Genomic DNA, 25,798 nt, shown 5'->3' with positions numbered 1-25,798 from the left:
CCGCCCCGGGGTCCGTCCCCGGCAGGTGCCCGCCGAGCGCGAGGGCTTCACTGGGAGGTACGTACATGACGCGGACGAACACGGCCGGAGCGCGACTCCGAACCGCTGCCGGCGGTGCCAACCGCTGGGTCGTCCTCGTCGTCCTCTGCGTGAGTCTGCTGCTCGTCGCACTCGACTCGACCGTGCTCCACGTCGCCGTCCCCTCCCTCACCGAGGACCTGCGCCCCAGCTCCACCGCGCTGCTGTGGATCGTCGACGCCTATCCGCTGATCTGCGCCTCGCTGCTGATCCTCTTCGGCACGCTCGGCGACCGGGTCGGCCGCAGACGGGTGCTGCTCCTCGGGTACGCGCTGTTCGGCGTCGCCTCCGCGGTCGCCGCGCTCGCCACCACCCCCGGGGTCCTGATCGGGGCGCGCGCCCTGCTCGGCGTCGGCGGCGCGATGATCATGCCCGCCACGCTCTCCATCCTCCGCGCGGTCTTCCCGGACCGGCGCGAGCGGGCCACCGCCATCGGCATCTGGACGGCGGTCGCCGCCGTCGGCGCCGCCACCGGGCCGGTGCTCGGCGGCTTCCTGGTCGAGCACTACTGGTGGGGCTCGGTCTTCCTGATCAACATTCCGCTGATGGCGCTGATCCTGCCGCTCGGACGCTGGCTGCTGCCCGAGTCCAAGGGCGGCGCCGACGGCCCCTGGGACGTCCTCGGCGCCCTGATGGCGACCGCCGGTGTGCTCGGCTCCGTCCTCGGGGTCAAGCGGCTCGGCGCCGGAGACCCGCCGCTCTCCCTGGCCACCGCGGGCCCGCTGCTCGTCGGCGCCGCGCTGCTCGTCCTCTTCGTACGGCGCCAGAAGCGGCGTGCCCACCCGCTGATAGACATGCGGCTGTTCTCCCGGCCGGCCTTCACCACCTCGGTCGGCTGCATCGTCCTGGGCATGCTGGCCCTGGTCGGCCTGGAGCTGATCGCCGTCCAGTACCTCCAGCTGATCCTCGGGCTCAGCCCCCTGGAGACCGGGCTGCGGCTGCTGCCGCTGACCTTCGCCGCCATGGCCGCCGGCGCCACCGGCTCGTACACGCTGCGCAGGCTCGGGCCGCGCCGGATGGTCGGCTGGGGCTTCGTGCTGACCGCCGCCGCGGTGCTCCTGCTCGTCCTCATGGGGCAGCACGACCGGCCGCTGCTGCTCACCGCCGGCTTCGTGCTGCTCGGTTTCGGTCTGCAGACCACGCTCTTCTCGGCGTACGAGTCGATGCTCAGCGAGGCGCCCCCGGAGAGCGCCGGCGGGGCCGCGGCGATCGGCGAGACCTCGTACCAGCTCGGCGCGGGCATGGGCATCGCGCTGCTCGGCAGTGTCATGAACGCGGCCTACGCGCCCGGTCTGAGCGGGCTGCCCGGAGTGCCGGAGGCCGCCACGCGGGCCGCGGGGAACTCGCTCGGCGAGGCGTACCAGGTGGCCGAGCGGCTCGGCGGCCCGGCGGGGACGGCGCTGCACCAGGCGGCCCGGCACGCCTTCGTGAACGGCCTGCACGTGACCCTGTTCGTGAGCGCCGGGCTGTTGCTGCTCGGGGCGCTGATGGCGCTGCGGCTGCCGCGCGTGATGGAGTGCGCCACCGATCCGGAGCCGGTCGGGGGCCAGGAGCCCGTCGGCGGCGCCCCGACGGTGGAGCGGGCAGGCGGCGGCGTCCCGAAGGTGCCCGGCGCGCGTGAGCCCGCGGAGCCGGCCGGCTCGGCCCGGCCCCGGTCCTGAACGGAGGACCGGGCCGGAGGTGAGCCGAGCCCGGCGGGGGTCAGCTCTGGTTGAAGAATCCGCCCTGCGACCGTCCGGCGGACTCGCCGCTGACGATCTGCGTGTCGGCCGGGGTCAGCAGGAAGACCCGGGTGGCGACCCGCTCGATCGAGCCGCGCAGGCCGAAGGCGAGACCGGCGGCGAAGTCGACCACGCGCTTGGCGTCGTTCGGCTCCATCGCGGTCAGGTTCACGATCACCGGGACGCCGTCCCGGAACAGCTCGCCGATGCCCCGGGCGTCCCGGAACCCGTCGGGGGAGACGGTGGCGATCCGACGGCCGTGCTCCTGCGCCGTGTCGGTCGCCACCCGTACCCGCGGGTCCGTCACCCAGGCGTCGCTGCCGTTCTCGGCACCGTCGGCGTACTCGTCGTCGTAGTAACGCTCGTCGTTGTCCTCGACGAGTCCCAGCCAGGCACTCGCCTTGCGCACCGATCCCATGGACGCCTCCTTTCAGCGCGGTCACTTGTGGTTCCGCAATCCCTATCGTCGTCCATGATGCGGATCGCGCGCCAAGTGGATAGTCGGCGCGCAGGGGATTCGTGACGGTACTGGTGCAGAACGTGAGGTTCGAAAACTGGCGATTCGTCAGGGATCTTGCGGTATGCCGGGGCTGACGGGGGGTCGGGCGGGGGAGCGCAACTTAAAATATGAATGTCGGGCCGGAAGGGTGACGACGAGGGCGTACGGGTGAACCGTCGCGCCGGGCAGCCACGGGGGAGAATGTCTTGTTCGGAATCGTCAGACCCTGCACGCACCGCCTCACCGAGGGGCTCAGGACCGAGTGGATGGCCCATCTCTGCGGCCTCTGCCTGGCACTTCGCGCCGACCACGGGCAGCTCGCCCGGGTGGTCACCAACTACGACGGCCTGATCGTCTCGGTCCTGACGGAGGCTCAGACCGGCGCCACCGAGGCGGGCCGCCGCACCGCGGGCCCCTGCCCGCTCCGGGCGATGCGGACCGCGCCCGTCGCCCGGGGCGAGGGAGCGCGGCTCGCCGCCGCCGTCTCCCTGGTGCTGGCCTCCGCCAAGGTTCGCGACCACGTCGCCGACCGCGACGGGCTGTTGGCCCGCCGGCCGGTCGCCGCCGCGGCCCGCCGCATCGCCCGCTCCTGGGACCGGGCGGGCGCCCGCACCGGCCGGGAGCTCGGCTTCGACACCGCCGTCCTGGTCGACGCCGTCGACCGGCAGACCGGCATCGAGGCACTCGCCGGGCCCGGCACCCCGCTGCTCGCCGTCACCGAGCCCACCGAGACGGCGACCGCCGCCGCCTTCGCGCACACCGCCGTCCTCGCCGGCCGCCCCGGCAACGCCGAGCCGCTCGCCGAGGCAGGACGCCTCTTCGGGCGCCTCGCCCACCTCCTCGACGCCGTCGAGGACCAGGCCGCCGACGCCGCCGCCGGGTCCTGGAACCCGCTCACCGCGACCGGGACCTCCCGCGACGAGGCGCGCAGGCTCGCCGACGACGCCCTGCACGGCATCCGGCTCGCGCTGAAGGACGCGGAGTTCGCCGACGGGCGGCTCGCCCACGTCCTCCTCGCCCACGAGCTGCGCACCTCCGTCGACCGGGCCTTCGGCACGACGAGCTGCGCCCACGGGGCGCCGGGGCCGGGGCAGCCGTACGGCGGGCCGGTGCCGGGGAACCCGTACGCGCAGCCCGGCCCGTACGGACCGGGCGACCCGCTCGCCAAGCCGGGCGGCCCCGGAGGACCGGGCGGGGTGCCGCCCTTCCACGGCGGCGGCGGCGGTGGCGGCGGGCCGCACCGGCCCGAGCCGCGCGGCTTCCTCGCCGGGTGCGCCGCCTTCACCTGGCTGTTCTGCACCTGCCAGATCTGCTGCGCCGAGAAGTACGAGGGCCCCTGGTCCCGCAAGAAGCGCGAGGGCTGTTGCCACAACGGCGACTGCGGCAACTGCAACTGCGACTGCGGCGGCTGTGACTGCTGCTGCCCCTGCGACTGCTGACGGGCCGCCGGGCCCCGGTGCGGCGGGGCCCGGCGGCGGTCGTCACCTCGTCGGCGCCGGGATCTCCGGAGGGGAGATCCGCGACTCGGCGATCCCCGAGGCGGAGACGCCCCACTTCTTCAGGATCCGGTCGTAGGTCCCGTCCGCCTTCAGGCCGTTCACCGCGGCCTGGAAGGCCGGCGTGAGCGCCGAGCCCTTCTTGAAGGCGAAGCCGACGTCGAGGCGCCGGTACTCGTTGAGGAACTTCGTGCCCGGCTGCTGGGTCACCGCGTACCGGATGCCGTTGATGGTGCTCATCAGCACGTCGCTGCGGCCCTGCTGGAGCGCCAGCCAGCCCGCCGACGTGTCGGCGAAGACGTTCACCTCGTACGGCTCCTTGCCGGCCTTCGCGCACCGCTCCTTGTTCTTCTCCAGGGTCCGCTCGAAAGTGGTGCCCGCCCCGGTGGCCACCTTCAGGCCGCAGAGCTGCGTGAGGTCGGTGACGTCCGTCAGCTTCGCGTCGGAGCGGGCCGCGAAGCCCTGCCCGTCGTTGATGTACGTGACGAAGTCGATCGTCTTGCGCCGCTCCTCCGTCACGCCGAAGTTGCCCATGCCGATGTCGTACTTGCCGCTGCCGAGCGCCGGCAGGATGGCCTCGAAGCCGGCGACCTCGGTCTTCACCTCCAGGCCGAGCGCCTTCGCCACGGCCTGCGCGAAGTCGGCGTCCAGGCCGGCGACGGTCTTCCCGTCCGGCAGGTAGGCCGAGCTGGGCGGGGTGCCCACCGAGGTGGCGAGGGTCAGACCGCCGCGCCGTCTCACGTCGGCCGGCAGCAGCTTCGCCGCGGCCTCGTTCTTCTTCACCCCCGTCACCACGTCCTCCTTCGGGAGCGCGCCCTGCGCGCCCCCCTTCCCCGTCGCGCCGGCGGGGGCCGCCACCGGTTCCCCGCCGGCGCACGCCGTGAGGGCCAGGCCCGCCGCGGCGGTCAGGGCGAGCAGGGCGGTGGTGCGCTTCGTACGCGTGGTGCGCTGGGTACGCGTGGTGCTCATGGCTTCGGGGTCTCCAGGTACTTCTCGAACGGCAGCGGCCCGATCGACTCGGGATCGGCGGCGACGTCGAAGAGGGGGCGGTATCCGGTCGCCAGGTAGAGGCCCTTGGCCTCGGGCTGGCGCGGGCCGGTGGTCAGGTAGATCCGGGTGTAGCCGCGGTCGGCGGCCTCCCGTTCGAGCACGGTCAGGACCCGGCGGGCGAGACCGCGCCTGCGGTGCGCCGAGTGGGTCCAGATCCGCTTCAGCTCGGCGGTGTGCTCGTCGTAGCGGCGGTAGGCGCCGCCGGCGACGGGCCGCCCCTGCTCCAGGAGCAGCAGGAACGCCCCCCGAGGCGGGGCGAACTCCTCCGCCGGGTAGCGGCGCAGGTCCTCCGAGGAGCCGTACCGGGTCGTGTACTCGTACGCCAGCTCGTCGAGCAGCGGGCGTGCCAAGGGGTCGGTGGTCGTGGTCCGGTGCACGGACAGCGCGAAGGTCATGGATTTCCTACGGAACAAGTAGGGAAGGAGGTGAAAGGCGGGGCAGGACGAGGGGAGTCGAGCTCAGGCACTCACGGACGTGCGCAGGTGAAGGCGCCGCGGGAGAACAGCACGCGGACAGGAGGAAGCAGGGGGTCGGCTCAACAGGAAGAGGACCACACGCGACCGAAGTCGATGTGGGAGCGCGTGACCAGCCACTGCTGCGAATACATGGCCCAAGTGGAACAGGCATCCGTTTCCCCGTCAACCGTGATGAGACGAACGGCTCACACTCCGGACGGACTTGACAGCACTCCGTGCCCGCCGACTACGTTGAGGAGGCGGACCGTGCTGAGGGGCTCGGGCCGCGGCTCACCGCGCGTGAAGGCGCACTCCCGTGTTCGATCCGTCTCTGGCATCCACGGAGCCTTCGCCATGTCCGCGATCCTCACCAAGACCCCTGTCACCGCCCCGCCCGACACCGAACCGGCGCCGCGCATCGTCCCCGCCCGCCGCACCGGCCAGTGGACCGCGGCCGCGGCCGTCCTCCTCCTCGTCGCGCTCGGCCTCGTCTCCGTCGCCACCAACCGCGCCTTCCAGTGGGACGTGGTCGGCGCCTACTTCACCTCCACGTCCGTGCTGCGCGGACTCGGCCTCACCCTGTGGCTCACCGCCCTCGTGATGGCCCTGGGCTTCGTCCTCGGCACCCTGCTCGCCGTCATGCGGCTCTCCGACAACCCCGTGCTGCGCGCGGTGAGCTGGGGATACGTGTGGTTCTTCCGCTCCACGCCGATCCTGGTCCAGCTGCTGTTCTGGTTCAACATCGGCGTGCTCTACCCGACGATCCTCGGCGTCCACACGGTCAACCTCCTCGGCCCCGTCTCCGTCGCCGTCATCGGCCTCACCCTCCACGAGGCCGCCTACGCCGCCGAGGTCGTCCGCGGCGGGATCCTCTCCGTCGACCGCGGGCAGATCGAGGCCGCCCAGTCCCTCGGCCTCGGCCGCGGCCGCCGGCTCACCCGCATCGTGCTGCCGCAGGCGATGCGCGCCATCGTCCCGCCCGCCGGGAACATGCTCATCGGCACCCTCAAGGGCACCTCGATCGTCTCCGTCATCGCCGTGCAGGACCTCCTCTACTCCGTCCAGCTCGTCTACCACGCCACCTACCAGGTCATCCCGATGCTCGTGGTCGCCACCCTCTGGTACGTCCTGGTCACCTCCGTCCTCAGCGTCGGACAGCACTACGTCGAGCGGCACTACGCCCGCGGGACGGCGGGTGCCCGATGAGCCGGCCGGACGCCGGACGCCGCTCGCTCGTGGTCGTCGGCGCCGGGCCCCGCGGCACCGGCTTCCTCGAACGGCTCGCCGCCAACCTGCCCGAGCTGTACGGGGACCACCCCCTCGACCTGCACCTCGTCGACCCGTACCCGGCCGGCGGCGGCCGGATCTGGCGCACCTCCCAGTCCCCGCTGCTCTGGATGAACTCCCAGGCCGAGGACGTCACCATGTTCACCGACGAGACCGTGACCATCGAAGGCCCCGTACGGCCCGGACCCACCCTCGCCGAATGGGCCGGCCTCGACGGCCGCACCTTCCCCAGCCGCCCCCAGCAGGGTGCCTACCTGCGCTGGGTCTACGAGCGGGCCCGCGCCGCGCTCCCGGCCTCCGTCACCGTCCACGAGCACCCCACCACCGCGCTGCGCGTCACCGGACCCCGCGACGGCCGCCAGCGCGTGTGGCTCGACGGACACGCCGTGCCGCTCACCGCCGACCTGGTCGTCCTCGCCCTCGGGCACCTCGACGCCCACCCCGACGAACACCAGCGCGAGCTCGGCGACTTCGCCGCCCGCCACGGCCTCGTCCACCTGCCGCCCGACTTCACCGCCGACACCGACCTGTCCGCACTGCCCGCCGGCGAACCCGTCCTGGTCCGCGGCTTCGGCCTCGCCTTCATCGACCTCATGGTGCTCCTCACCGAGGGCCGCGGCGGCACGTACGAACAGCGGGACGACCGGCTCGTCTACCGCCCGTCCGGCCGCGAGCCGGTGCTCCACGTCGGATCGCGGCGGGGCGTCCCGTACCACTCCAAGATCGGCTACGAGCTCGACGGCGAACACCCGCCGCTGCCCCGCTTCTTCGGCCCCGCCGAGGTCGACGCGCTGCTCGGCCGGCCCGGCCCGCGCGACTTCCGGCGCGACGTCCGGCCGCTCGTCGAGAAGGAGCTCGGCTGGGCCCACTACCACCGCCTGTTCGCCGCCCACCCCGAGCGGACCGGCGTCGCCTGGACCGACTTCGAGGAGAAGTACACCGCCGCCGCCCCCGGCTCCCCCGAGCTCGACGTGCTGGTCGCCGCCGCCGTGCCCGACCCGGCCGACCGGCTCGACCTGGACGCCCTCGACCACCCGCTGGCCGGGGTGCGGCACAGCTCCGGCGACGCCCTCCAGGACGGGCTGCGCCGCTACATAGCCGCCGACCTCGACCGCCGCCACGACCCCGCCCACAGCCCGGACCTGGCCGTCTTCGACGCCGTGCTCTCCGTCTACGGGCAACTGCTGCGCCTCGGCGACCTCGGCGACCCGGGCAACTGGTGGCACGGCTTCTTCAGCTACCTCGCCTCCGGCCCGCCCGGCCCCCGGCTGCGCCAGCTGCTCGCCCTCTCCGACGCCGGACTCGTCCGCTTCCTCGGCGCGGACGTCACCGTCGAGACCGACGAGGAGCGGGGCGTCTTCCGCGCCTCCTCCGCGAGCGTGCCGGGGGAGTGGACCGAGGCCCGCGCCCTGGTCGAGGCCCGGCTGCCCGACCCCACCCTGAAGCGCACCGGCAGCCCGCTGCTGCGCGCCCTGTACGAGGACGGCGCCCGCTCCACCGACGCCGGGCTGCTCGCCGTCGACCCGGACGACGGGAGGGTCCTGGGGCGCGACGGACGGCCGCACCCGCGGCACTTCGCGCTCGGACCGCACACCACCGCGCGGGCGGGCGGCGCCTTCACCCGGCCGCGCACGGGAGGCTTCGCCTTCCGGCAGAACGACCGGACCGCCCGGACCGCGCTCGCGCTGCTGCGCGACCTGTCCTGTACGACGCCCGCGCCGGAGCCCGAAGCGGTGCCGGAGGCGGTGCCCGCGCGCTGAGCGCCGGCCCCCCGTCCGCTCCCTCTGCTCCGTCCGCGCCCTCTGCTCCGTCAGCCCCCGTCCGCTCGGTCGGCCCCGCCCGACCCGCCCGACCCGCCGGCCCTGCCCGTTCCTGCGGCCCTGTCCGTTCCTGCGGACCTCCCCGCCCCTCCTCTCGTACCGAGGTACGCCCATGTCTCTCACCAGTGATCCACCGGTCGACGTGCCCCCGCGACCGGCCGCCGCGGCCGACCCCGCGGACCCCGCCGTCCTCAAGGTGGTGCCCGTACGGCACCCCTGGCGCTGGGTCGCGGTCGTCGCCACCGCCGTCGTCCTCGCCCAGTTCCTCAACGGCCTGATCACCAACCCCGGCTGGGAGTGGGACGTCTTCGCCCGCTTCTTCACGGCCGAAGCCATCCTCAGGGCGGTCTGGGTCACCCTCCAGCTCACCTTCTACGGCACCGCCCTCGGCTTCGGCCTCGGGATCGTGCTCGCGTTCATGCGCCTGTCCGCGAGCCCCTTCCTCAAGGCGGTCGCCTTCGGCTACATCTGGGCCTTCCGGTCGATCCCGCTCATCGTCCAGCTGCTGTTCTGGTTCAACCTGGCCTACCTCTACAAGGAGCTCAGCTTCGGCATCCCGTTCGGGCCGAGCCTCTTCTCCTTCGACACCATGGGCCTGGTCGGCGCGATGAGCGCCGCCGTCCTCGGCCTGGCGCTGCACCAGGCCGCGTACGCGGCGGAGATCGTCCGCGGCGGCGTGCTCGCCGTCGACGGCGGCCAGCTGGAGGCCGCGGCCTCGCTCGGCATCCCGCGGCTGCGGCAACTGCGGCGGATCGTGCTGCCGCAGGCCATGCGCTCGATCCTGCCCAACGCCGCCAACGAGATCATCTCGCTCTTCAAGGGCACCTCGATCGTCTCCGTGATGGCGATCGGCGAGCTCTTCTACCAGGTCCAGGTCGTCTACGGCCGCAACGGGCGGGTCGTCCCGCTCCTGATGGTCGCCACCGCCTGGTACATCCTCCTCACCACGGCGCTCTCCATCGTCCAGCACTACGTCGAACGTCACTACGCGAAGGGGAGCACCCGATGAGCACCGCCGCACCCGGCACCGCCGCACCCGAGAGCAAGGTCCGGATTCGTTCCGTACGCAAGAGCTTCGGCGCCCTGGAGGTCCTGCGCGGCATCGACCTCGACGTGCGCCCCGGCGAGGTCACCGTCATCCTCGGCCCCTCGGGCTCCGGCAAGTCCACCCTGCTGCGGACCATCAACCACCTGGAGAAGGTCGACAGCGGCTCCATCAGCGTCGACGGCACCCTGGTCGGCTACCGCCGCTCCGGCGACAAGCTGTACGAGCTGCGCGAGCGCGAGATCCTCCGCCAGCGCACCCGGATCGGCTTCGTCTTCCAGAACTTCCACCTCTTCCCGCACCTCACCGTCCTGGAGAACATCGTCGAGGCGCCGGTCTCCGCCCTCAAGCGCTCCCGCAAGGACGCCGAGGCGGCCGCCCTGGCGCTGCTCGAACGGGTCGGGCTCGCCGACAAGGCCCGCTCCTACCCCAAGCAGCTCTCCGGCGGACAGCAGCAGCGGGTCGCCATCGCCCGCGCGCTCGCCCTCGAACCGGGCCTGCTGCTCTTCGACGAGCCGACCTCCGCGCTCGACCCGGAGCTGGTCGGCGAGGTGCTGGACGTGATCAAGGACCTGGCCGCCTCCGGCACCACCATGATCGTCGTCACCCACGAGATCGGCTTCGCCCGTGAGGTCGCCGACACCGTCGTCTTCATGGACGAGGGCCGGATCGTCGAACAGGGCCCGCCGGCCGAGGTGCTGGAGAACCCCCGGCACGAGCGCACCCGCGCCTTCCTCTCCAAGGTCCTCTGACCCCGTACCTCCTGCACCTCTCGTACCTGCCGTCCCTTTCATACCTGCCCTCCCTCTCGTACCTCCCCTCCCTCTCGTACCTCCCCTCCCTCTCGTACCTCCCGTCCCGAAGTCCCTTCGCGAAGTCTTCCTTCGACACCAGGAGTCCCGTCATGTCCGTATGCCGCCGTCCGCTCGCCGTCGCGCTCGCCTCGCTCACCGCCCTCGCCTCGCTCACCGCCTGCGGTGCCAGTGACGCCGCCACCGACCAGGTCGCGCCCAAGGGCGGGAAGGGTGCGGGCAGTTCGATCAACCTCGGCCCGGACCAGAAGCGCGTCCACACCGCCAAGGTGGACACCATCGCCGCCAAGCTGCCCGAGGCCGTGCGCAAGCGCGGCACGCTCTCCCTGGGCGTGTCCACCGGCAGCGCGCCGCCCCTCGGCTTCTACGCCACCGACGACAGAACCCTCATCGGCGTCGAGCTCGACATCGCCACCCTGGTCGCCGACACCCTCGGTGTGAAGCCCGAGTTCGACGCCGTCTCCTGGGAGAACCTCTTCGTCGGCCTGGACAGCGGCAAGTTCGACGGCGTCTTCTCCAACGTCACCGTGACCGAGGAGCGCAAGGACAAGTACGACTTCGCCACCTACCGCCTGGACGATCTGGCCTTCGAGGCGAAGAAGGGCACCGGCTGGAAGGTGAAGGGCGCGGCCGACGTGGCGGGCAAGTCCATCGCGGTCGGCTCCGGCACCAACCAGGAGAAGATCCTGGTCGACTGGAGCAAGGAGAACGAGAAGGCGGGCCGCGAGCCGGTCGACATCAAGTACTTCCAGAACGTCTCCGACTACTACCTGGCCCTCCAGTCCGGCCGCATCGACGCCTACCTCGGGCCCAACCCGAGCGCGGCGTACCACGTGGCCGCCGCCGGGCAGACGGAGATCGTCGGCAAGTTCTCCGGTGCCGGTGCCGGCCTCCAGGGCAAGATCGCCGCCACCACCAAGAAGGACAGCGGCCTCGTCGCCGCCTACGCCGCCGCGCTGGACCACGTCATCCGGAACGGCACCTACGCGCAGGTCCTGAAGCGCTGGGGGCTGAGCAGCGAGGCCGTGTCCGCCTCGGAGATCAACCCGCCCGGCCTGCCCAGGACCAAGAACTGACCCGGTATGGAAAGGTTTCCCACCATGAGCACGGATGCATCGCAGGACTGGCAGGACTGGCACGAGCGGCGCGAGGCGGCGGTCGCCTCGACCTACGGGCCGCTCTCGCTGACGGGTACGTACTGGCTCTCGGACTTCCCGGAGGGGCGAATTCCGGCCGTTCCCGGTGAGTGGCGGGCGGAGGGCGACGAGGTGGTCCTGACCGCCGGCGCCGAGGACGCGGTCACGGTGGACGGCAAGCCGCTGATCGGCAGCGTCCGGCTCTCCGCCGACCACGCCCCGATCCACGAGTCCCGGGCGGAGTCGGCGGGCCGGCGGCTCGTCGTGCTGCGCCGCGAAGGGGAGTGGGCGGTACGGGACTTCGACCCCGAGTCGCGGGCGCGGAGCGCGTTCCGGGGCATCGAGGCCACCCCGTACGACGAGGAGTGGGTGCGGCCGGGCGTGTTCCGCCCGTACCCCGAGGACCGTCATGTGCGGGTGGAGAACGCGGACGGCAAGGAGCGCGGTCTCGGTCTGGCCGGCGAGCTCGTCTTCGACCTGCACGGAGCCGAGCACCGCCTCCAGGTGGCCGTGGAGGAGGACGGCACGCTCTGGGCGGTCTTCGCGGACGCCACCAGCGGCCGGGACAGCTACCGCTTCCGCTTCCTGCGGCCGCCGGCCCCGGCGGCGGACGGCTCGGTGACGGTGGACCTCAACCGGGCGCTGCTGCCGCCGTGCGCGTTCGCCGCGCACTTCATCTGCCCCTTCCCGCCGCCGGGGAACACGCTGGACACGGCGGTCGCGGCGGGGGAGCGGCGGCTGATCGAGGGCTGATCGCGGGCTGACCGAGGGTCCTGGCCGGGCCGGACGGGCGGCATCCGGGGCTTGTGCTCCGGTGCCGCCCGTCCGCGCACGCGGTCTTGTGCGTCCGGCCGGGGAAGGCCACCATCGCTGACAAGACATGACAGGGACACGTCACCAGTTGTGTCGTCGGGACCCGCCACCCCCGGGTCCCCCTCTCTCTCTCGAAGGAGACCTGTGAGGAGATCTACGCGCATCACACCCCGCCGGCTGCTCACCCTCACGGCGGCTCTCGCCGCCGTGACCGCCCTCGGCCTGCCCGGCGCCCAGGCGGCCCCCACTCCCGGTCCGGCGAGCGCCGCGGCGCTCGCCCGCGCCGACGCCGCCGTCCTCAGGGCGGATGTCGGCGGCACCGCCTGGTACGTCGACCGGGCCACGGGCCGGCTCGTCGTCACCGCCGACTCCACGGTCTCCGAGGCGGGCCTCGCGAAGATCCGCAGCTCCGCGGGGGCGGACGCAGGAGCGCTGCGCGTCGAACGCGCCCCCGGGGTCTTCAAGCCCCTGCTCGCCGCCGGTGACGCCGTCTACGGCGGCGGCTACCGTTGCTCGCTCGGCTTCAACGTGGTCAGCGGCGGCACGTACTACTTCCTCACCGCCGGGCACTGCGGCAACGTCGCCGGCACCTGGTACGCCAACTCGGCGCAGTCCACCCTGATCGGCGCCACCGTGGGCTCCAGCTTCCCGGGCAACGACTACGCCCTGGTCCGCTACGACAACACCGGGCTCAGCCATCCCGGCGGCTTCACCGCGGCGGACGCCTACGTGGGCGAGTCCGTCAAACGCTCCGGCTCCACCACCGGCACCCGGAGCGGCACGGTCACCGGCCTCGACGCCACCGTGCACTACTCGGGCGGCGGCACCGTGCGCGGCATGATCCAGACCAACGTCTGCGCCGAGCCCGGCGACTCCGGCGGCGCCCTCTTCGACGGCACCAAGGCCCTCGGCATCACCTCCGGTGGCAGCGGCAACTGCTCGACCGGCGGGACCACGTTCTTCCAGCCGGTGCCCGAGGCGCTCGCCAAGTACAAGGTGAGCCTGTACTGAAGCCGCGCAACTGCCTTGTCCCACAGTGCAGTTGAAGGATGTACGGCCGAAAGGCGCCCTTGCGGCGTGAAGCCGTACGGACCGAGACTCCCCCACAGCGCCGGCCCAGGGCCGCGCCTCACGGGTCCGACACCCCACTGCGGGCCCCCGATTCCCCTCTGGAGGAACGAAAAGTGAGGATCAAGCGCACCACCCCCACGAGAAACATCCGGATGCTCGCCGTCGCGACCGGTCTCGCCGCCGCCGCGGCGTTCGCCGTCCCCGCCGCCAACGCCGACTCCGCCGTGTCGACGGGCGCCGCCAGCGCCGGTCAGCTCACCGCCGCGGGCGACGCCGTCCTCGCGGCCGACGTCGCGGGCACCGCCTGGCGCGTCGACCCGGCCACGAAGACGGTGGTCGTCACCGCCGACTCCACCGTCTCGCAGGCCGACATAGCCAGGATCAAGCGCCAGGCCGGCACCAACGCGGGCGCGCTGCGCATCGAGCGCACCGCAGGGAAGTTCAACAAGCTGATCTCGGGCGGCGACGCCATCTACGCGAGCAGCTGGCGCTGCTCGCTCGGCTTCAACGTCAAGGACAGCGCGGGCAACTACTACTTCCTCACCGCCGGCCACTGCACCGACGGCGCGAGCACCTGGTGGTCCAACTCCGCGCACACCACCGTCCTCGGCAGCACGGCCGGGTCCAGCTTCCCGACCAACGACTACGGGATCGTGCGCTACACCAACACCTCGGTGACCAAGTCCGGCACGGTCGGCAGCGTCGACATCACCAGCGCCGCCAACGCCACGGTCGGCATGTCCGTCACCCGCCGCGGCTCCACCACCGGCATCCACAGCGGCACGGTCACCGGTCTCAACGCCACCGTGAACTACGGCGGCGGCGACATCGTCTACGGCATGATCCAGACCAACGTCTGCGCCGAGCCGGGCGACTCCGGCGGGCCGCTCTACTCCGGCAGCCGCGCCATCGGCCTCACCTCGGGCGGCAGCGGCAACTGCAGCTCCGGTGGCACCACGTTCTTCCAGCCGGTGACCGAGGCGCTGAGCGCCTACGGGGTCAGCGTCTTCTAGGCCCCGGGTCCCCCAGGGGCCCTCGCGGGTCCCTTCCGGTCCTTCCGGTCCTTCCGGTCCTTCCGGTGCCCTCGGCGGACGCGTCGGGGGCACCCCCTTCCAAGATCTTGTGAATCCATTCACAAAAGGACTTCCGGCCCCGTCCCACGGGTCTTTCATCCAGTCTTTTCGCAGGTCAGCAGGTGTCAAATGGAGGTGAAGGAAAAGCACGGGACCAGAAGGAGTGCCTGCCATGGAGGCCAAGGAGATGGTGGACGGACTCGTCCAGGCGGCCCTCGCCGCCCTCGACCGGTTCGCGACCCTCGACCAGGAGCAGGTCGACCACATCGTGAAGAAGGCCTCGCTCGCCGCCCTGAGCGCGCACGGCGAGCTCGCCCGGCTCGCCGTCGAGGAGACCGGCCGCGGCCTCTTCGAGGACAAGGCCGTCAAGAACCTCTTCGCCTGCGAGCACGTCACCCACTCGATGGCCGGGCTGAAGACCGCGGGCGTCATCCGTCGCGACGAGCTGAACGGCATCACCGAGATCGCCGAACCCGTCGGCGTCGTCTGCGCGATGACCCCCGTCACCAACCCGACCTCGACCACGGTCTTCAAGGCGCTGATCGCGCTGAAGACCCGTAACCCCATCGTCTTCGCCTTCCACCCCTCGGCGCAGAAGTGCTCGGCCGAGGCCGCCCGGATCGTCCGCGACGCCGCCGTCGAGGCCGGCGCGCCCGCCGACTGCGTGCAGTGGATCGAGGAGCCGTCCATGGCGGCCACCGGTGAGCTGATGCGCCACGACGGCGTCTCCACCATCCTCGCCACCGGCGGCAACGCGATGGTCAGGGCCGCCTACTCGTGCGGCAAGCCCGCCCTCGGCGTCGGCGCCGGCAACGTGCCCGCCTACGTCGCCAAGGACGCCAAGCTGCAGCGCGCGATCCACGACATCGTGCTCTCCAAGGCCTTCGACAACGGCATGATCTGCGCCTCCGAGCAGGCCGTCGTCCTCGACCGGGAGGTGTACGAGCAGGGCATCGCCGAATTCGAGCGGCTCGGCGCCCACGTCGTCACCGCGGCCGAGAAGACCAAGCTGGAGGAGTACGTCTTCGGCGCCGCCGCCCACTCCACCGACTGCGGCGGCGCCAAGCTCAACGCGGCGGTCGTCGGCAAGTCCCCGCGGTGGATCGCCGAGCAGGCCGGCTTCGAGGTCCCGGAGGGCACCTCCCTCCTCCTCGCCGAGTGCGCCGAGGTCGGCGAGAGCGAGCCCCTCACCCGCGAGAAGCTCTCCCCGATCCTGGCCGCCCTCAAGGCCGACTCCACCGGGCACGGCCTCGACCTGGCCGCCCGCATGGTGGAGTTCCACGGCCTCGGGCACAGCGCCGCCATCCACACCGAGGACGAGGCGCTGGCCGAGGAGTTCGGCAAGCGCGTCAAGGCGATCCGGGTCATCGTCAACGCCCCCTCCACCTTCGGCGGCATCGGCGACGTCTACAACGCCTTCCTCCCCTCGCTCACCCTCGGCTGCGGCTCGTACGGGCACAACTCGGTCTCCGACAACGTGACCGCGGTCAACCTGATCAACGTCAAGCGGATCGGACGGCGCAACACCAACATGCAGTGGTACAAGATCCCGCCGAAGATCTACTTCGAGCGCAACGCCATCCGCTACCTCGGCGAGATGGAGGGCGTCCGCCGGGTCACGATCGTGACCGACAAGACGATGGGCGCCCTCGGCTTCGTCCGGAAGGTCACCGACATCCTCGACGGGCGCGCCGAGCCGGTGACGATCCAGGTCATCGACGACGTCGAGCCCAACCCGGAGCTCGCCACCGTCCGGGCCGGCGCCGCCGCCATGCGGGACTTCGGACCGGACACCATCGTGGCCCTCGGCGGCGGTTCGCCGATGGACGCGGCGAAGATCATGTGGCTGATGTACGAGCGGCCCGAGGTCGAGTTCGCCGACACCAAGGAGAAGTTCTTCGACATCCGCAAGCGCGCCTACCGCTTCCCGAAGCCGGGCGAGAAGGCGAAGCTGGTTGCCGTCCCGACCACCTCGGGCACGGGCAGCGAGGTCACCCCGTTCGCGGTCATCTCCGACCCCGAGGCGGCGCAGAAGTACCCGCTCGCCGACTACGCGCTCACCCCGGACGTGGCCATCGTCGACCCGGTGCTGCCGCTGAACCTCCCGCCGACGGTGACCGCCGACTCCGGCTTCGACGCCCTGACCCACGCCACCGAGGCGTACGTCTCGGCCTACGCCAACGACTTCACCGACGGCCAGTGCCTCCAGGCCGTCAAGCTGATCTTCGAGAACCTGGAGACCTGCGTGACGGAGGGCGGCAGGGCGCCCGAGGCCCGCGAGAAGATGCACAACGCGTCCACCATCGCCGGCATGGCCTTCGCCAACGCCTTCCTCGGTCTGGTGCACGCCATGGCCCACACCCTCGGCAACACCTTCCACGTGGCCCACGGGCGCACCAACGCCCTGCTGCTGCCGCACGTGATCCGGTACAACGGCACCGTCACCCACAAGGCCGTGCCGTGGCCGAAGGCCGAGGTCTACCGCGCCCCGGAGCGGTTCCAGGAGATCGCCCGGACGCTCGGCCTGCCGGCCGCGACCCCGGAGGAGGGCGTGGAGTCCTACGCCCGCGCGGTCGAGGAACTGCGCGCGAAGTGCGGCATCCCGGCCTCCTTCCAGGAGGAGGGCGTCGACGAGGCGGCCTTCCTGGAGGCCCTGCCCCAGCAGGCGATGAACGCCTACGCCGACCAGTGCGCGCCGGCCAACCCGCGGATGCCGATGATCGACGACATGAAGGCGCTGATGACCCGGGCGTACTACGGGAAGTAGCACCGGTGTTCCGGTGCGGGGAAGGGGCCCCCGGTCGTGGTGACCGGGGGCCCCTTCCGTTCTATGCCGTATGCCGTATGCCGTATGCCGTATGCCGTATGCCGTGTCCGCGCTACGGGCGTGCCGCGCCGACCTCTCCGGCGATCGGATCCGCCTCGGGCTTGCGCTTCAGCGTGGACATCACCAGCGTGACGACCGAGCCGACCAGCGCCCAGGAGGAGAGGATCAGCAGGGAGCCGGTGACGTCGTTGCCCTCGAAGTAGGCGATGGAGCGGGCCACCCAGGTGCCCGCGCCCGGTGGCAGGGCCGGGCCGATCGCGTTCCAGAACGGTGGCAGCATCGGCAGCGGGAAGGCGCCGCCCGCGCTGGGATTCCCCGCGACCACGATGAGCAGGATCGCCAGGCCGATGCCGACGATCCCGAAGACCGACTGCAGGGCCAGCGTGGTCGCGCCGACGGCGAAGACCACCAGGGCGCCCAGGCCCCACAGGGCGGCGACGCTGCCGGGCAGGGCGTCCAGGATGGGGCCGACGATGATCGCGCCGCCGAGGCCGCCGAGGACCGAGTAGAGCGCGAGCACCCCGAGCCGGATGATCGCCCGCTCCAGGTTGGCGGGCCGCGACCCGGCGCTGATCGCCAGGATCGCGGCGCAGATGTAGCCGCCGACGCACCAGCCGACGACCAGGTAGAAGGCGGAGAGCCCGTCGAAGTCCTTGGGGGAGGCCGGGGCCACGTCGACGGTCCTCACCGTGCGGCCCTGGGGTGCTTCCAGCGCCGTGAACATCTTCTCCAGGGTGGAGGAGAGCACGGTGCCGCCGCCGGAGGCGACGAGCAGGGTGTCCGTACGGCCCCTCGGGTCGACGATCAGGGCCCCGTCGATGTCCCGGTTCATGATCTGGTCCCGGGCCGCCTCCGCGCTCGCGACCGTCCGCGGGTCGAGCGGGTCGCCGGGCAGCTTCTCCAGGCGCCCCATCAGGGTGGCGGTGACCGGCTGCGGGGCGACCACGCCGAAGGGGACGTCCCTGGGCTTGGGGTCGTGCAGGGCCCCGACGTACGAGGCGATGAACAGCAGCTGGAGGGCGAAGACGCCGACGACCAGCAGGGCTGCTCGGGGGGTGACGGCGCTCTTCAGTTCGTCGACGAGGCTCATGCCCCCCAGGCTCGGTGGAGCGGGGCGTCATCGCAGGTGGGACAGGCCCGAACGGGTTATCGTACGAACGTTCGAAAATGAGCTAGGCTGGGACCGAGGGGGTGGGAACGTACGTACGAATTTGATGCGGAGGTGTGGCGCATGCCGGGGTTCACGCATCTGCACACCGCGTCGGGCTTCTCCCTGCGCTACGGCGCCTCCCACCCCGCCCGCCTGGCCGAGCGCGCCGCGGAGCGGGGCATGGACGCCCTCGCCCTGACCGACCGCGACACGGTCGCGGGGGTCGTCCGCTTCGCCAAGGCCTGCGCGACGGCCGGCGTACGCCCGCTGTTCGGCGCGGACCTGGCCTACGAACCGGCCCCCGGTCCGCCGGACGCCACCGCCGCCGCGGCCCGCACCTCCGCGCGGCGGGTGCCCGTACGGGGCGGAGCCTTCGTCGACGAGTCCGCGCCCCGCGCCGTCTTCCTCGCCCGTTCCCGCGCGGGCTGGGCCGCGCTCTGCGCCCTCGTCACCGCCGCCCACGCCCGGCCGGGGGAGGGTCCGCCGGTGCTGCCCTGGACCGCCGCCGGGCCCTCCGGTCCGGACGCCGGCGACGTGCTCTTCGTGCTGCTCGGGCCCGCCTCCGACGTCGGGCGCGCCCTCGTCGCCGGCCGCCCCGACCGGGCCGCCCGGCTGCTCGTGCCCTGGCGCGAGCGGTACGGGGACGCCCTGCGCCTGGAGGTCGTCCCGCACGGGCTCCCCGGCACCGGGCCCGGCTCGCTGCGGCTCGCCGCCCGCACCCTCGGCTTCGCCGCCGAGCAGGGCGTCCGGCCCGTGCTCGGCAACGAGGTCCGCTACGCCGACCCCGGTCAGGGCCCCGTCGCCGACGTCCTCGACTCCGCCCGCCGGCTCGTCCCCGTCGACCCCCGTGGCGCCGGGCTCGACGGCGGGGAGGCCTGGCTCAAGGACGCCGACGCCATGCGGGCCGCCGCCGAGCGGACCGTCGAGGCCGCGGGCTTCCGCCGCGAGGCCGCGTACCGGCTCCTGGAGCACACCGCGGCCGTCGCCGCCGCGTGCCTGGTCGACCCCGAGGACGACCTCGGCATGGGCTCCGCCCACTTCCCCGAGCCGCGGCTCGTCGGCGCCGCCCACCGCACCGCCCAGCGCGTGCTCGCCTCCCGGGCCGCCGCCGGCATGGTCCTGAAGGGGTACGAGAAGCGGCACGGCTACTGGGAGCGGATGCACCGGGAACTCGACGTCATCGCCCACCACGGCTTCGCCAGCTACTTCCTGACGGTCGCCCAGGTCGTGGACGACGTACGGGGGATGGGCATCCGGGTGGCCGCCCGCGGCTCCGGCGCCGGCTCCCTCGTCAACCACCTCCTCGGCATCGCCCACGCCGACCCGGTCGAACACGGCCTGCTGATGGAGCGCTTCCTCTCCAAGCGCCGCACCGCGCTGCCCGACATCGACATCGACGTGGAGTCCGCCCGCCGCCTGGAGGTCTACCGGGCGATCCTCGACCGCTTCGGCGCCGAACGGGTCGCCGCCGTCGCCATGCCCGAGACCTACCGGGTCCGCCACGCGGTACGGGACGTGGGCGCCGCCCTGTCCATGGACCCGGCCGACATCGACCGGATCGCCAAGGCCTTCCCGCACATCCGCGCCCGGGACGCCCGCACCGCCCTGGACGAACTGCCCGAGCTGCGCGAGCTCAAGGCCGAACTCCGGGGCCGCGAACGGTTCTGGGCGCTGGTCGAGGCGCTCGACGCGCTGCCCCGCGGCATCGCCATGCACCCCTGTGGGGTCCTCCTCTCGGACGCCTCGCTGCTCACCCGTACCCCCGTCGTCCCCACCAGCGGCGAGATCCCCCACGGCCCCGGGGACGTGGGAGGTTCCCCCATGCCCATGGCCCAGTTCGACAAGGAGGACGTGGAGGACCTCGGCCTGCTCAAACTCGACGTCCTCGGGGTGCGGATGCAGTCCGCGATGGCGCACGCCGTCGCCGAGGTCGGGCGCGCCACCGGCACCCGCCCGGACCTCGACGCCGTCCCGCCCGGCGACCCCGACACGTACCGGCTCATCCGCTCCACCGAGACCCTGGGCTGCTTCCAGATCGAATCGCCCGGCCAGCGCGACCTGGTGGGCCGGCTCCAGCCGGAGACCTTCCACGACCTCGTCGTCGACATCTCGCTCTTCCGGCCGGGCCCGGTCGCCGCCGACATGGTCCGCCCCTTCGTCGAGGCCCGGCACGGCCGTGCGCCCGTCCGCTACCCGCACCCCGACCTGGAGGGGACGCTGAAGGAGACCTACGGCGTCGTCGTCTTCCACGAGCAGATCATCGAGATCGTGAGCATCATGACCGGCTGCGGCCGCGACGAGGCCGACCAGGTGCGCCGCGGGCTCTCCCACCCCGAGTCGCAGGGGCGGATCAGGATCTGGTTCGCCGAGCGGGCCGGGCGCCGGGGATACGCCCCCGAGGTGGTCGCCCGCACCTGGGAGATCGTCGAGGCCTTCGGCTCGTACGGCTTCTGCAAGGCGCACGCGGTGGCCTTCGCCGTGCCGACCTACCAGTCGGCCTGGCTCAAGGCCCACCACCCGGCCGCCTTCTACGCCGGGCTGCTCACCCACGACCCCGGCATGTACCCGAAGCGGCTGCTGCTCGCGGACGCCCGGCGGCGCGGGGTGCCCGTGCTGCCGCTGGACGTGAACCGGTCCGCGGTCGCCCACCGTATCGAACTGGTGTCCGAGGATCCGGCGGTGTGGGGCCTCCGGCTCGGCCTCACCGACGTCCACGGCATCAGCGAGGCCGAGGGCGCCCGCATCGAGACCGGCCGCCCCTACGCCTCCCTGCTCGACTTCTGGGAACGGGCCCGTCCGCGCAAACCCGTCGCCGAACGCCTCGCCCAGGTCGGCGCGCTCGACGCCTTCGGCGCCAACCGCCGCGACCTGCTCCTGCACCTGACCGAACTCCACCGCCTCCAGCGCGGAACCGCCTCCTACGGCGGACAGCTCCCGCTCGCCCAGGGCAACAGGACCGCCCCCGTCGGCCTGCCCGACCTCGACGAGTCCGAACGCCTCAGCGCCGAGCTCGGCATCCTCGGCATGGACACCTCCCGCCACCTCATGGACGACCAGCGGACCTTCCTGCGCGAACTCGGCGTCGTCTCCGCCCAGCGGCTGCGCTCCGCCCCGCACGGACAGACCGTCCTGGTCGCCGGCGCCAAGGCCGCCACCCAGACCCCGCCGATCCGCTCCGGCAAGCGGGTCATCTTCACCACCCTCGACGACGGCACCGGCCTCGTCGACCTCGCCTTCTTCGACGACTCCCACGAACGCTGCGCCCACACCGTCTTCCACTCCTGGTTGCTGCTCGTCCGGGGAGTGGTGCAGCGCCGCGGCCCGCGCAGCCTCAGCGTGGTCGGCTCCGCCGCCTGGAACCTGGCCGAACTGGCCGAGCTGCGGGCGAGCGGCGGCCTGCCGGCGGTCGGGGAGCGCCTGTCCGAACAACCGAGGGACCCTTCCCCCACCGGATCCGCCGGATCCGCCGGATCCGCCGGATCCGGGGACACCGGCCGGCGCATCACGATGTCCACCGGCTACGAGATGAACCCCTGGGCCGACCTCCGGCCCGCCGGGGAGGGCGCCGCGACACCGGCGCGGAAACTGTGGCACAGCAGCCCCGGGAGCGCCGGATGATCCTCTGCGTACGGTTCCGGCTCGAACCCCTGGGGGAGGTGATGCTCCCCCGACTCGTCACCCTCCTCACGGAGTTCACCCCGGTGGTCGAGGCGTCCCCGCACGGCGAGGCGCTCGCCGACGTGCGCGGCGCGCTGCGCTACTTCGGCTGGAGCCCGGCCGAGCTCGCCTCGGTGATCCGGGTCAGGGCCCTCGCCCTGTACGGGGTGGACTGCGTCATCGGCGCCGGCCCCAACCCGATGCTGGCCAGGATGGCCGCCCGCGAGGCACGCCCCGGCGTCACCCTGGTCGTCGAGGACCCGGCGGACTTCCTGCGGGACCGCCCGGTCGTCGCGCTCGACGGCGTCGGCCGCGCCACCGCCCGTACCCTCTGCGGCTACGGCCTCGACTCGGTCGGCCGGGTCGCGGACGCGCCGCTCGCCGTGCTCCAGCGGCTCGTCGGCGCCAAGGCCGGCCGCGACCTGTGGGAGCGGGCCCGGGGCATCGACCGCACCCCCGTCGTCCCCGGCGAACTCTCCCGGTCGCTCGCCGCCGAACGCGCCTTCCCGCACGACGAACTGGACCCGGCCGAACAGCGCAGGGCGCTGCTCTCGCTCACCGAGGAGCTGGGCGCCCGGATGCGGACGGAGGGCCAGGTGTGCCGCTCCCTGACCGTCACCGTGCGCTACGCCGACCGCAGCACCTCCGGCCGGACCCGCACCCTGCGCGAACCGACCGCCCACTCGGCCGCACTCACCGCCCTCGCGTACGCGGTCCACACCTCCTTCGCGCTCCAGCGCGCCCGGGTACGGGGCATCGCCCTCCGCGCCGAGGGACTGGAACCGGCCGAAGGCGCCGCGCACCAACTGACCTTCGACCCCACGGACGACAAGGCCCGCCGGATCGAGGCGGTGGCGGACCGGGCCCGGGCGAAGTACGGCCCCCGGGCGGTACTGCCCGGCTCGCTGGCGGCCTGAGGCGCCCGGCGCCGAGGGGCGCCGGGCGCCTCAGGAGAAGTCCAGGCGGTACGGGACACCCGCGGTGCGCCCGAAGCGCACCCGACGAGGACACGCCAGTTTTTACCGCCGCGTAACTTCCCAGCCGACGCTACCCGTGCGTAGCTTGACGGAAGCGCATCCCCACTTGTGGTCCGGACCGCAGGGCGTACTGCATCCCCCTTCCCTTGAGCCGCAAGGAGATCGCCCGATGCTGCCCCGGACCCCCCGGACCCCCTGGAAGCACGCCGTCAGAGCCCTGGCCGTGCTCCTGCTGACCGCCGCCGCCACCCTCGCCCCCACCGCCGCCGCCCAGGCCGGCACCGCCCCGAGCCGGGGCTGGAACGACTTCTCCTGCAAGCCCTCGGCCGCCCACCCCCGCCCGGTCGTCCTCGTGCACGGCACCTTCGGCAACGCCATCGACAACTGGCTGGGCCTGGCGCCGTACCTGGTCGACCGCGGCTACTGCGTCTTCTCGCTCGACTACGGGCAGCTGCCCAACGTGCCGCTCTTCCACGGCCTCGGCCCCGTCGACAAGTCCGCCGCGCAGCTCGACACCTACGTCGACCGGGTCCTCGCCGCCACCGGCGCCCCGAAGGCGGACCTCGTCGGGCACTCGCAGGGCGGCATGATGCCCCGCTACTACCTGAAGTTCCTCGGCGGCGCGGAGAAGGTCAACGCGCTCGTCGGCATCGCCCCGGACAACCACGGCACGACGCTCAACGGCCTCACGAAGCTGCTGCCGTACTTCCCCGGCGCCGAGGACCTGCTGTCGGCGTCGACCCCGGGACTCGCCGACCAGATCGCCGGCTCCGCGCTCCTCACCAAGCTGAACGCGGGCGGCGACACCGTGCCCGGCGTGAAGTACACGGTCATCGCCACCCAGTACGACGAGGTCGTCACCCCGTACCGCTCCGGCTTCCTCGACGGGCCGAACGTCGACAACATCGTGCTCCAGAACCTGTGCGCGCTCGACCTGTCGGAGCACGTGGCGATCGGGACGGTGGACCGGATCGTCTTCCACGAGGTGGACAACGCCCTCGACCCGGCCCACGCGACCCCGACCACCTGCCTCTCCGTGATCGGCTAACGGACCGACCGACGCCGGGCCGTGGCGAACAGCACGACCGCCCCGAGCCCCAGGACGGCGGCGCCGCCCACCGCCAGGTACGAGGTGGCGGCGTCGCCCCCGGTCTCGGCCAGCGCGTCGCCGCCGGCCCCGCCCGCGGAAGCGGGCGCGGGAGCCGGGGCGGCGGCCGCGGAGGAGGCGGCGGGCGCGGGCGATGCCCCGCCCGACCCCTGCCCGCCCTGCCCGCCCTGCGCACCGTGCCCGGCGTGCTCGGAATGCCCCGCCGTGGGCGGCGCGTCGGTGGGCGCGGCGGCGGTCGGCGCGGGCGCCCCCGACGAGGCGGAATCCGCCCCGAACACGACGTCCGAGCAGGTGTAGAACGCCTCCGGGGAGTCGGACCGCTGCCAGATCGAGTAGATGAGGTGCCGCCCGGACTTCTTCGGCACCGTGCCCTTGAACACGTAGTCGCCGGCGGTCATCCCGGGATCGGTCACCGTGACGAACGGCTTCGCCTCCAGGTCGGACCACTTCAGCGGCTTGGCCGGGTCGTACCCGTCCTTCGTCACGTACAGCGCGAACGACCCCTTGTGCGGGGCGGTCCCCTTATACCGGAACGTGTGCTCACCGGCCGTCATCCGGCTCGCCGGCCAGTCGGCCCGCGCGAGGTCGAGCCCCCGGTACTTGTCGTTCCCGGCGCTGCACAGCTTCCCGTCCGGAATGATCTCCCGGCTCCGCCCGCCGGCGTCCCCGATGTTCACCCCGTTCCAGTCGTACAACGGCTGCGTCCCACCGGCCGCCACCACCGCCTTGCACGCCGCCGACTCGGGACTCTCCGGCCCCTCCGCGTAACAGGCCGCGACCCGGCTCACCGGATCGGTCATCGACCCGTGCGCGAAAGCGGGCGCGGATCCGATCCCGGCCAGCACCAGAACGGCGGAGGCGGTGACGACCGGAGCGACGGCCGTACGGAGAGAGGTCATGGGGGGACAACTCCTTCACGAGGGTGGGGATGCGGGGGGTTGCCCAGCAAACTAGCCCTCGGGGAAGGGGGATCCGGGGGTTCCGGCGGGTCGGAGGCGATCCTTATGGTCGTGTTAAGGGGCCTCTAAGCGGGGCCACAGGCACGGGTCAGCCCACCCGCCGGTAGCGCCGTTCCGGGCGTCCCGTGCCGCCGTAGCGGAGGGTGATCTCGGCGCGGCCGGTTTGTGCGAAGTACTCCAGGTAGCGGCGGGCGCTGACGCGGGAGAGGGAGCCTGCCTCGGCGCATTCGGTGGCGGAGAGGCCCTCCGGGTGGGCGCGCAGGATGGTGTCGACCAGCTCCGCGGTGGGGGCGGCCAGGCCCTTGGGGAGTTCGCGGGAGCCGCGCGGGCGGGTGCCGAAGATCTGGTCCACGTCCTCCTGGCGGGCCTCCGCCGCCGACAGTTCGGCGAGGCGGCTGCGGAGCGAGGCCACGTGGCGCAGCTGCTCCTGGAGGGCGGCCTGGTTGAACGGCTTGATGAGGTAGTGCAGGGCCCCGGCGCGCAGCGCCGCACGGATCGTGTCCACGTCCCGCGCGGCCGTGATGAACAGCGCGTCCGTCGCCAGCCCCGCGGCCCGCAGCTCGCGCAGCACCGAGATCCCGTCCATGTCCGGCAGGAAGATGTCGAGCAGCAGCAGATCGGGGCGGAGCGCGTGCGCCGCGCGCAGCGCCTCCGCGCCTCCGTGGGCGACGCCCACGACGGAGAAGCCCGGCACCGCCGACACGAAGCGGCAGTGCAGCTTGGCCACCATGAAGTCGTCGTCGACCACCAGCACCTTCGTCACG

General features: G+C 72.7%; 20 protein-coding genes. 14 read left to right on the top strand and 6 right to left on the bottom strand.

Annotation, left to right across the window (positions count from 1 at the left end):
* Nucleotides 1-65: 65 nt before the first annotated feature.
* Nucleotides 66-1,739: an MFS transporter gene (locus OG309_RS08225; protein WP_329419370.1), complete on the top strand. Its 1,674-nt coding sequence runs from the start codon at nt 66-68 to the stop codon at nt 1,737-1,739.
* A gap of 40 nt (nt 1,740-1,779) precedes the next feature.
* Here the strand turns inward: OG309_RS08225 and OG309_RS08220 are convergent, their stop codons facing one another.
* Nucleotides 1,780-2,217: a cell division protein SepF gene (locus tag OG309_RS08220; protein WP_329419368.1), complete on the bottom strand. Its 438-nt coding sequence runs from the start codon at nt 2,215-2,217 to the stop codon at nt 1,780-1,782.
* A gap of 287 nt (nt 2,218-2,504) precedes the next feature.
* Between OG309_RS08220 and OG309_RS08215 the strand changes: the two genes are divergently transcribed.
* Complete coding sequence (locus OG309_RS08215) at nt 2,505-3,737, top strand: DUF5685 family protein (RefSeq protein WP_329419367.1); 1,233 nt, start codon at nt 2,505-2,507, stop codon at nt 3,735-3,737.
* Nucleotides 3,738-3,779: 42 nt separating this feature from the next.
* Here the strand turns inward: OG309_RS08215 and OG309_RS08210 are convergent, their stop codons facing one another.
* A complete protein-coding gene (locus OG309_RS08210) occupies nt 3,780-4,763 on the bottom strand; it encodes an ABC transporter substrate-binding protein (protein ID WP_329419366.1) in 984 nt (327 codons plus the stop codon).
* Entirely contained in the window at nt 4,760-5,239 is a 480-nt protein-coding gene (locus OG309_RS08205) for a GNAT family N-acetyltransferase (RefSeq protein WP_329419364.1), read from the bottom strand. Before OG309_RS08205 ends, OG309_RS08210 begins: the two co-directional genes overlap by 4 nt.
* 414 nt (nt 5,240-5,653) lie before the next feature.
* Here OG309_RS08205 and OG309_RS08200 point away from each other — a divergent pair, with 414 nt between their 5' ends.
* From OG309_RS08200 to adhE, 9 genes are all read left to right on the top strand, one after another.
* Complete coding sequence (locus OG309_RS08200) at nt 5,654-6,505, top strand: amino acid ABC transporter permease (RefSeq protein ID WP_329419362.1); 852 nt, start codon at nt 5,654-5,656, stop codon at nt 6,503-6,505.
* On the top strand, nt 6,502-8,346 hold the full coding sequence (locus OG309_RS08195; RefSeq protein WP_329419360.1) for an FAD/NAD(P)-binding protein: 1,845 nt from the start codon (nt 6,502-6,504) through the stop codon (nt 8,344-8,346). The genes OG309_RS08200 and OG309_RS08195 overlap by 4 nt, the downstream gene beginning before the upstream one ends.
* Nucleotides 8,347-8,518: 172 nt before the next feature.
* On the top strand, nt 8,519-9,415 hold the full coding sequence (locus OG309_RS08190; RefSeq protein WP_329419358.1) for an amino acid ABC transporter permease: 897 nt from the start codon (nt 8,519-8,521) through the stop codon (nt 9,413-9,415).
* Complete coding sequence (locus tag OG309_RS08185) at nt 9,412-10,203, top strand: amino acid ABC transporter ATP-binding protein (protein WP_329419356.1); 792 nt, start codon at nt 9,412-9,414, stop codon at nt 10,201-10,203. Before OG309_RS08190 ends, OG309_RS08185 begins: the two co-directional genes overlap by 4 nt.
* Before the next feature lie 152 nt (nt 10,204-10,355).
* Nucleotides 10,356-11,339: an ABC transporter substrate-binding protein gene (locus tag OG309_RS08180; RefSeq protein ID WP_329419355.1), complete on the top strand. Its 984-nt coding sequence runs from the start codon at nt 10,356-10,358 to the stop codon at nt 11,337-11,339.
* A gap of 24 nt (nt 11,340-11,363) precedes the next feature.
* Complete coding sequence (locus OG309_RS08175; RefSeq protein WP_329419353.1) at nt 11,364-12,152, top strand: DUF1684 domain-containing protein; 789 nt, start codon at nt 11,364-11,366, stop codon at nt 12,150-12,152.
* 204 nt (nt 12,153-12,356) lie between these two features.
* Nucleotides 12,357-13,223, top strand: coding sequence for a S1 family peptidase (locus OG309_RS08170; protein ID WP_329419352.1), 867 nt, complete (start codon nt 12,357-12,359; stop codon nt 13,221-13,223).
* A 173-nt stretch (nt 13,224-13,396) separates the two neighbouring features.
* Nucleotides 13,397-14,296, top strand: coding sequence for a S1 family peptidase (locus tag OG309_RS08165; protein WP_329419350.1), 900 nt, complete (start codon nt 13,397-13,399; stop codon nt 14,294-14,296).
* Nucleotides 14,297-14,528: 232 nt separating this feature from the next.
* Nucleotides 14,529-17,123 (top strand): bifunctional acetaldehyde-CoA/alcohol dehydrogenase, encoded by a 2,595-nt coding sequence (gene adhE, locus OG309_RS08160; protein WP_443067548.1) that lies wholly within the window; start codon nt 14,529-14,531, stop codon nt 17,121-17,123.
* A gap of 112 nt (nt 17,124-17,235) precedes the next feature.
* Here adhE and OG309_RS08155 read toward each other — a convergent pair whose 3' ends face one another.
* Nucleotides 17,236-18,273 (bottom strand): DUF3533 domain-containing protein, encoded by a 1,038-nt coding sequence (locus OG309_RS08155; RefSeq protein WP_329419348.1) that lies wholly within the window; start codon nt 18,271-18,273, stop codon nt 17,236-17,238.
* Between the two features lie 141 nt (nt 18,274-18,414).
* Between OG309_RS08155 and OG309_RS08150 the strand changes: the two genes are divergently transcribed.
* The 3 genes from OG309_RS08150 to OG309_RS08140 all read left to right on the top strand — a co-directional run bounded on the left by OG309_RS08150 (nt 18,415) and on the right by OG309_RS08140 (nt 24,015).
* Nucleotides 18,415-21,951, top strand: a complete 3,537-nt coding sequence (locus OG309_RS08150; RefSeq protein WP_329419346.1) for a DNA polymerase III subunit alpha — start codon at nt 18,415-18,417, stop codon at nt 21,949-21,951.
* Nucleotides 21,948-22,907: a DNA polymerase Y family protein gene (locus OG309_RS08145; RefSeq protein WP_329419344.1), complete on the top strand. Its 960-nt coding sequence runs from the start codon at nt 21,948-21,950 to the stop codon at nt 22,905-22,907. The genes OG309_RS08150 and OG309_RS08145 overlap by 4 nt, the downstream gene beginning before the upstream one ends.
* A gap of 229 nt (nt 22,908-23,136) precedes the next feature.
* On the top strand, nt 23,137-24,015 hold the full coding sequence (locus OG309_RS08140; RefSeq protein WP_329419343.1) for an esterase/lipase family protein: 879 nt from the start codon (nt 23,137-23,139) through the stop codon (nt 24,013-24,015).
* Here OG309_RS08140 and OG309_RS08135 read toward each other — a convergent pair.
* Both OG309_RS08135 and OG309_RS08130 read right to left on the bottom strand, forming a co-directional pair.
* Nucleotides 24,012-24,974, bottom strand: a complete 963-nt coding sequence (locus OG309_RS08135; protein ID WP_329419341.1) for a lytic polysaccharide monooxygenase — start codon at nt 24,972-24,974, stop codon at nt 24,012-24,014. The genes OG309_RS08140 and OG309_RS08135 overlap by 4 nt on opposite strands.
* A 148-nt stretch (nt 24,975-25,122) precedes the next feature.
* The gene (locus OG309_RS08130; RefSeq protein ID WP_329419340.1) at nt 25,123-25,797 is read right to left on the bottom strand and encodes a response regulator; all 675 of its coding nucleotides are present in this window, start codon (nt 25,795-25,797) and stop codon (nt 25,123-25,125) included.
* Nucleotide 25,798: the final 1 nt, after the last annotated feature.

This window comes from Streptomyces sp. NBC_01268 (assembly GCF_036240795.1).
Classification (GTDB): domain Bacteria; phylum Actinomycetota; class Actinomycetes; order Streptomycetales; family Streptomycetaceae; genus Streptomyces.
The sequence above is the reverse complement of the archived record's forward strand: the minus strand, read 5'-3'. Positions and strand labels throughout refer to the sequence as shown.

Coding starts and splice junctions, on each gene's coding strand:
- OG309_RS08225 (WP_329419370.1), top strand. CDS start 66: ATGACGCGGACGAACACGGCCGGAGCGCGACTCCGAACCGCTGCCGGC.
- OG309_RS08220 (WP_329419368.1), bottom strand. CDS start 2,217: ATGGGATCGGTGCGCAAGGCGAGTGCCTGGCTGGGACTCGTCGAGGAC.
- OG309_RS08210 (WP_329419366.1), bottom strand. CDS start 4,763: ATGAGCACCACGCGTACCCAGCGCACCACGCGTACGAAGCGCACCACC.
- OG309_RS08205 (WP_329419364.1), bottom strand. CDS start 5,239: ATGACCTTCGCGCTGTCCGTGCACCGGACCACGACCACCGACCCCTTG.
- OG309_RS08200 (WP_329419362.1), top strand. CDS start 5,654: ATGTCCGCGATCCTCACCAAGACCCCTGTCACCGCCCCGCCCGACACC.
- OG309_RS08195 (WP_329419360.1), top strand. CDS start 6,502: ATGAGCCGGCCGGACGCCGGACGCCGCTCGCTCGTGGTCGTCGGCGCC.
- OG309_RS08190 (WP_329419358.1), top strand. CDS start 8,519: ATGTCTCTCACCAGTGATCCACCGGTCGACGTGCCCCCGCGACCGGCC.
- OG309_RS08185 (WP_329419356.1), top strand. CDS start 9,412: ATGAGCACCGCCGCACCCGGCACCGCCGCACCCGAGAGCAAGGTCCGG.
- OG309_RS08180 (WP_329419355.1), top strand. CDS start 10,356: ATGTCCGTATGCCGCCGTCCGCTCGCCGTCGCGCTCGCCTCGCTCACC.
- OG309_RS08175 (WP_329419353.1), top strand. CDS start 11,364: ATGAGCACGGATGCATCGCAGGACTGGCAGGACTGGCACGAGCGGCGC.
- adhE (WP_443067548.1), top strand. CDS start 14,529: ATGGAGGCCAAGGAGATGGTGGACGGACTCGTCCAGGCGGCCCTCGCC.
- OG309_RS08155 (WP_329419348.1), bottom strand. CDS start 18,273: ATGAGCCTCGTCGACGAACTGAAGAGCGCCGTCACCCCCCGAGCAGCC.
- OG309_RS08150 (WP_329419346.1), top strand. CDS start 18,415: ATGCCGGGGTTCACGCATCTGCACACCGCGTCGGGCTTCTCCCTGCGC.
- OG309_RS08145 (WP_329419344.1), top strand. CDS start 21,948: ATGATCCTCTGCGTACGGTTCCGGCTCGAACCCCTGGGGGAGGTGATG.
- OG309_RS08140 (WP_329419343.1), top strand. CDS start 23,137: ATGCTGCCCCGGACCCCCCGGACCCCCTGGAAGCACGCCGTCAGAGCC.
- OG309_RS08135 (WP_329419341.1), bottom strand. CDS start 24,974: ATGACCTCTCTCCGTACGGCCGTCGCTCCGGTCGTCACCGCCTCCGCC.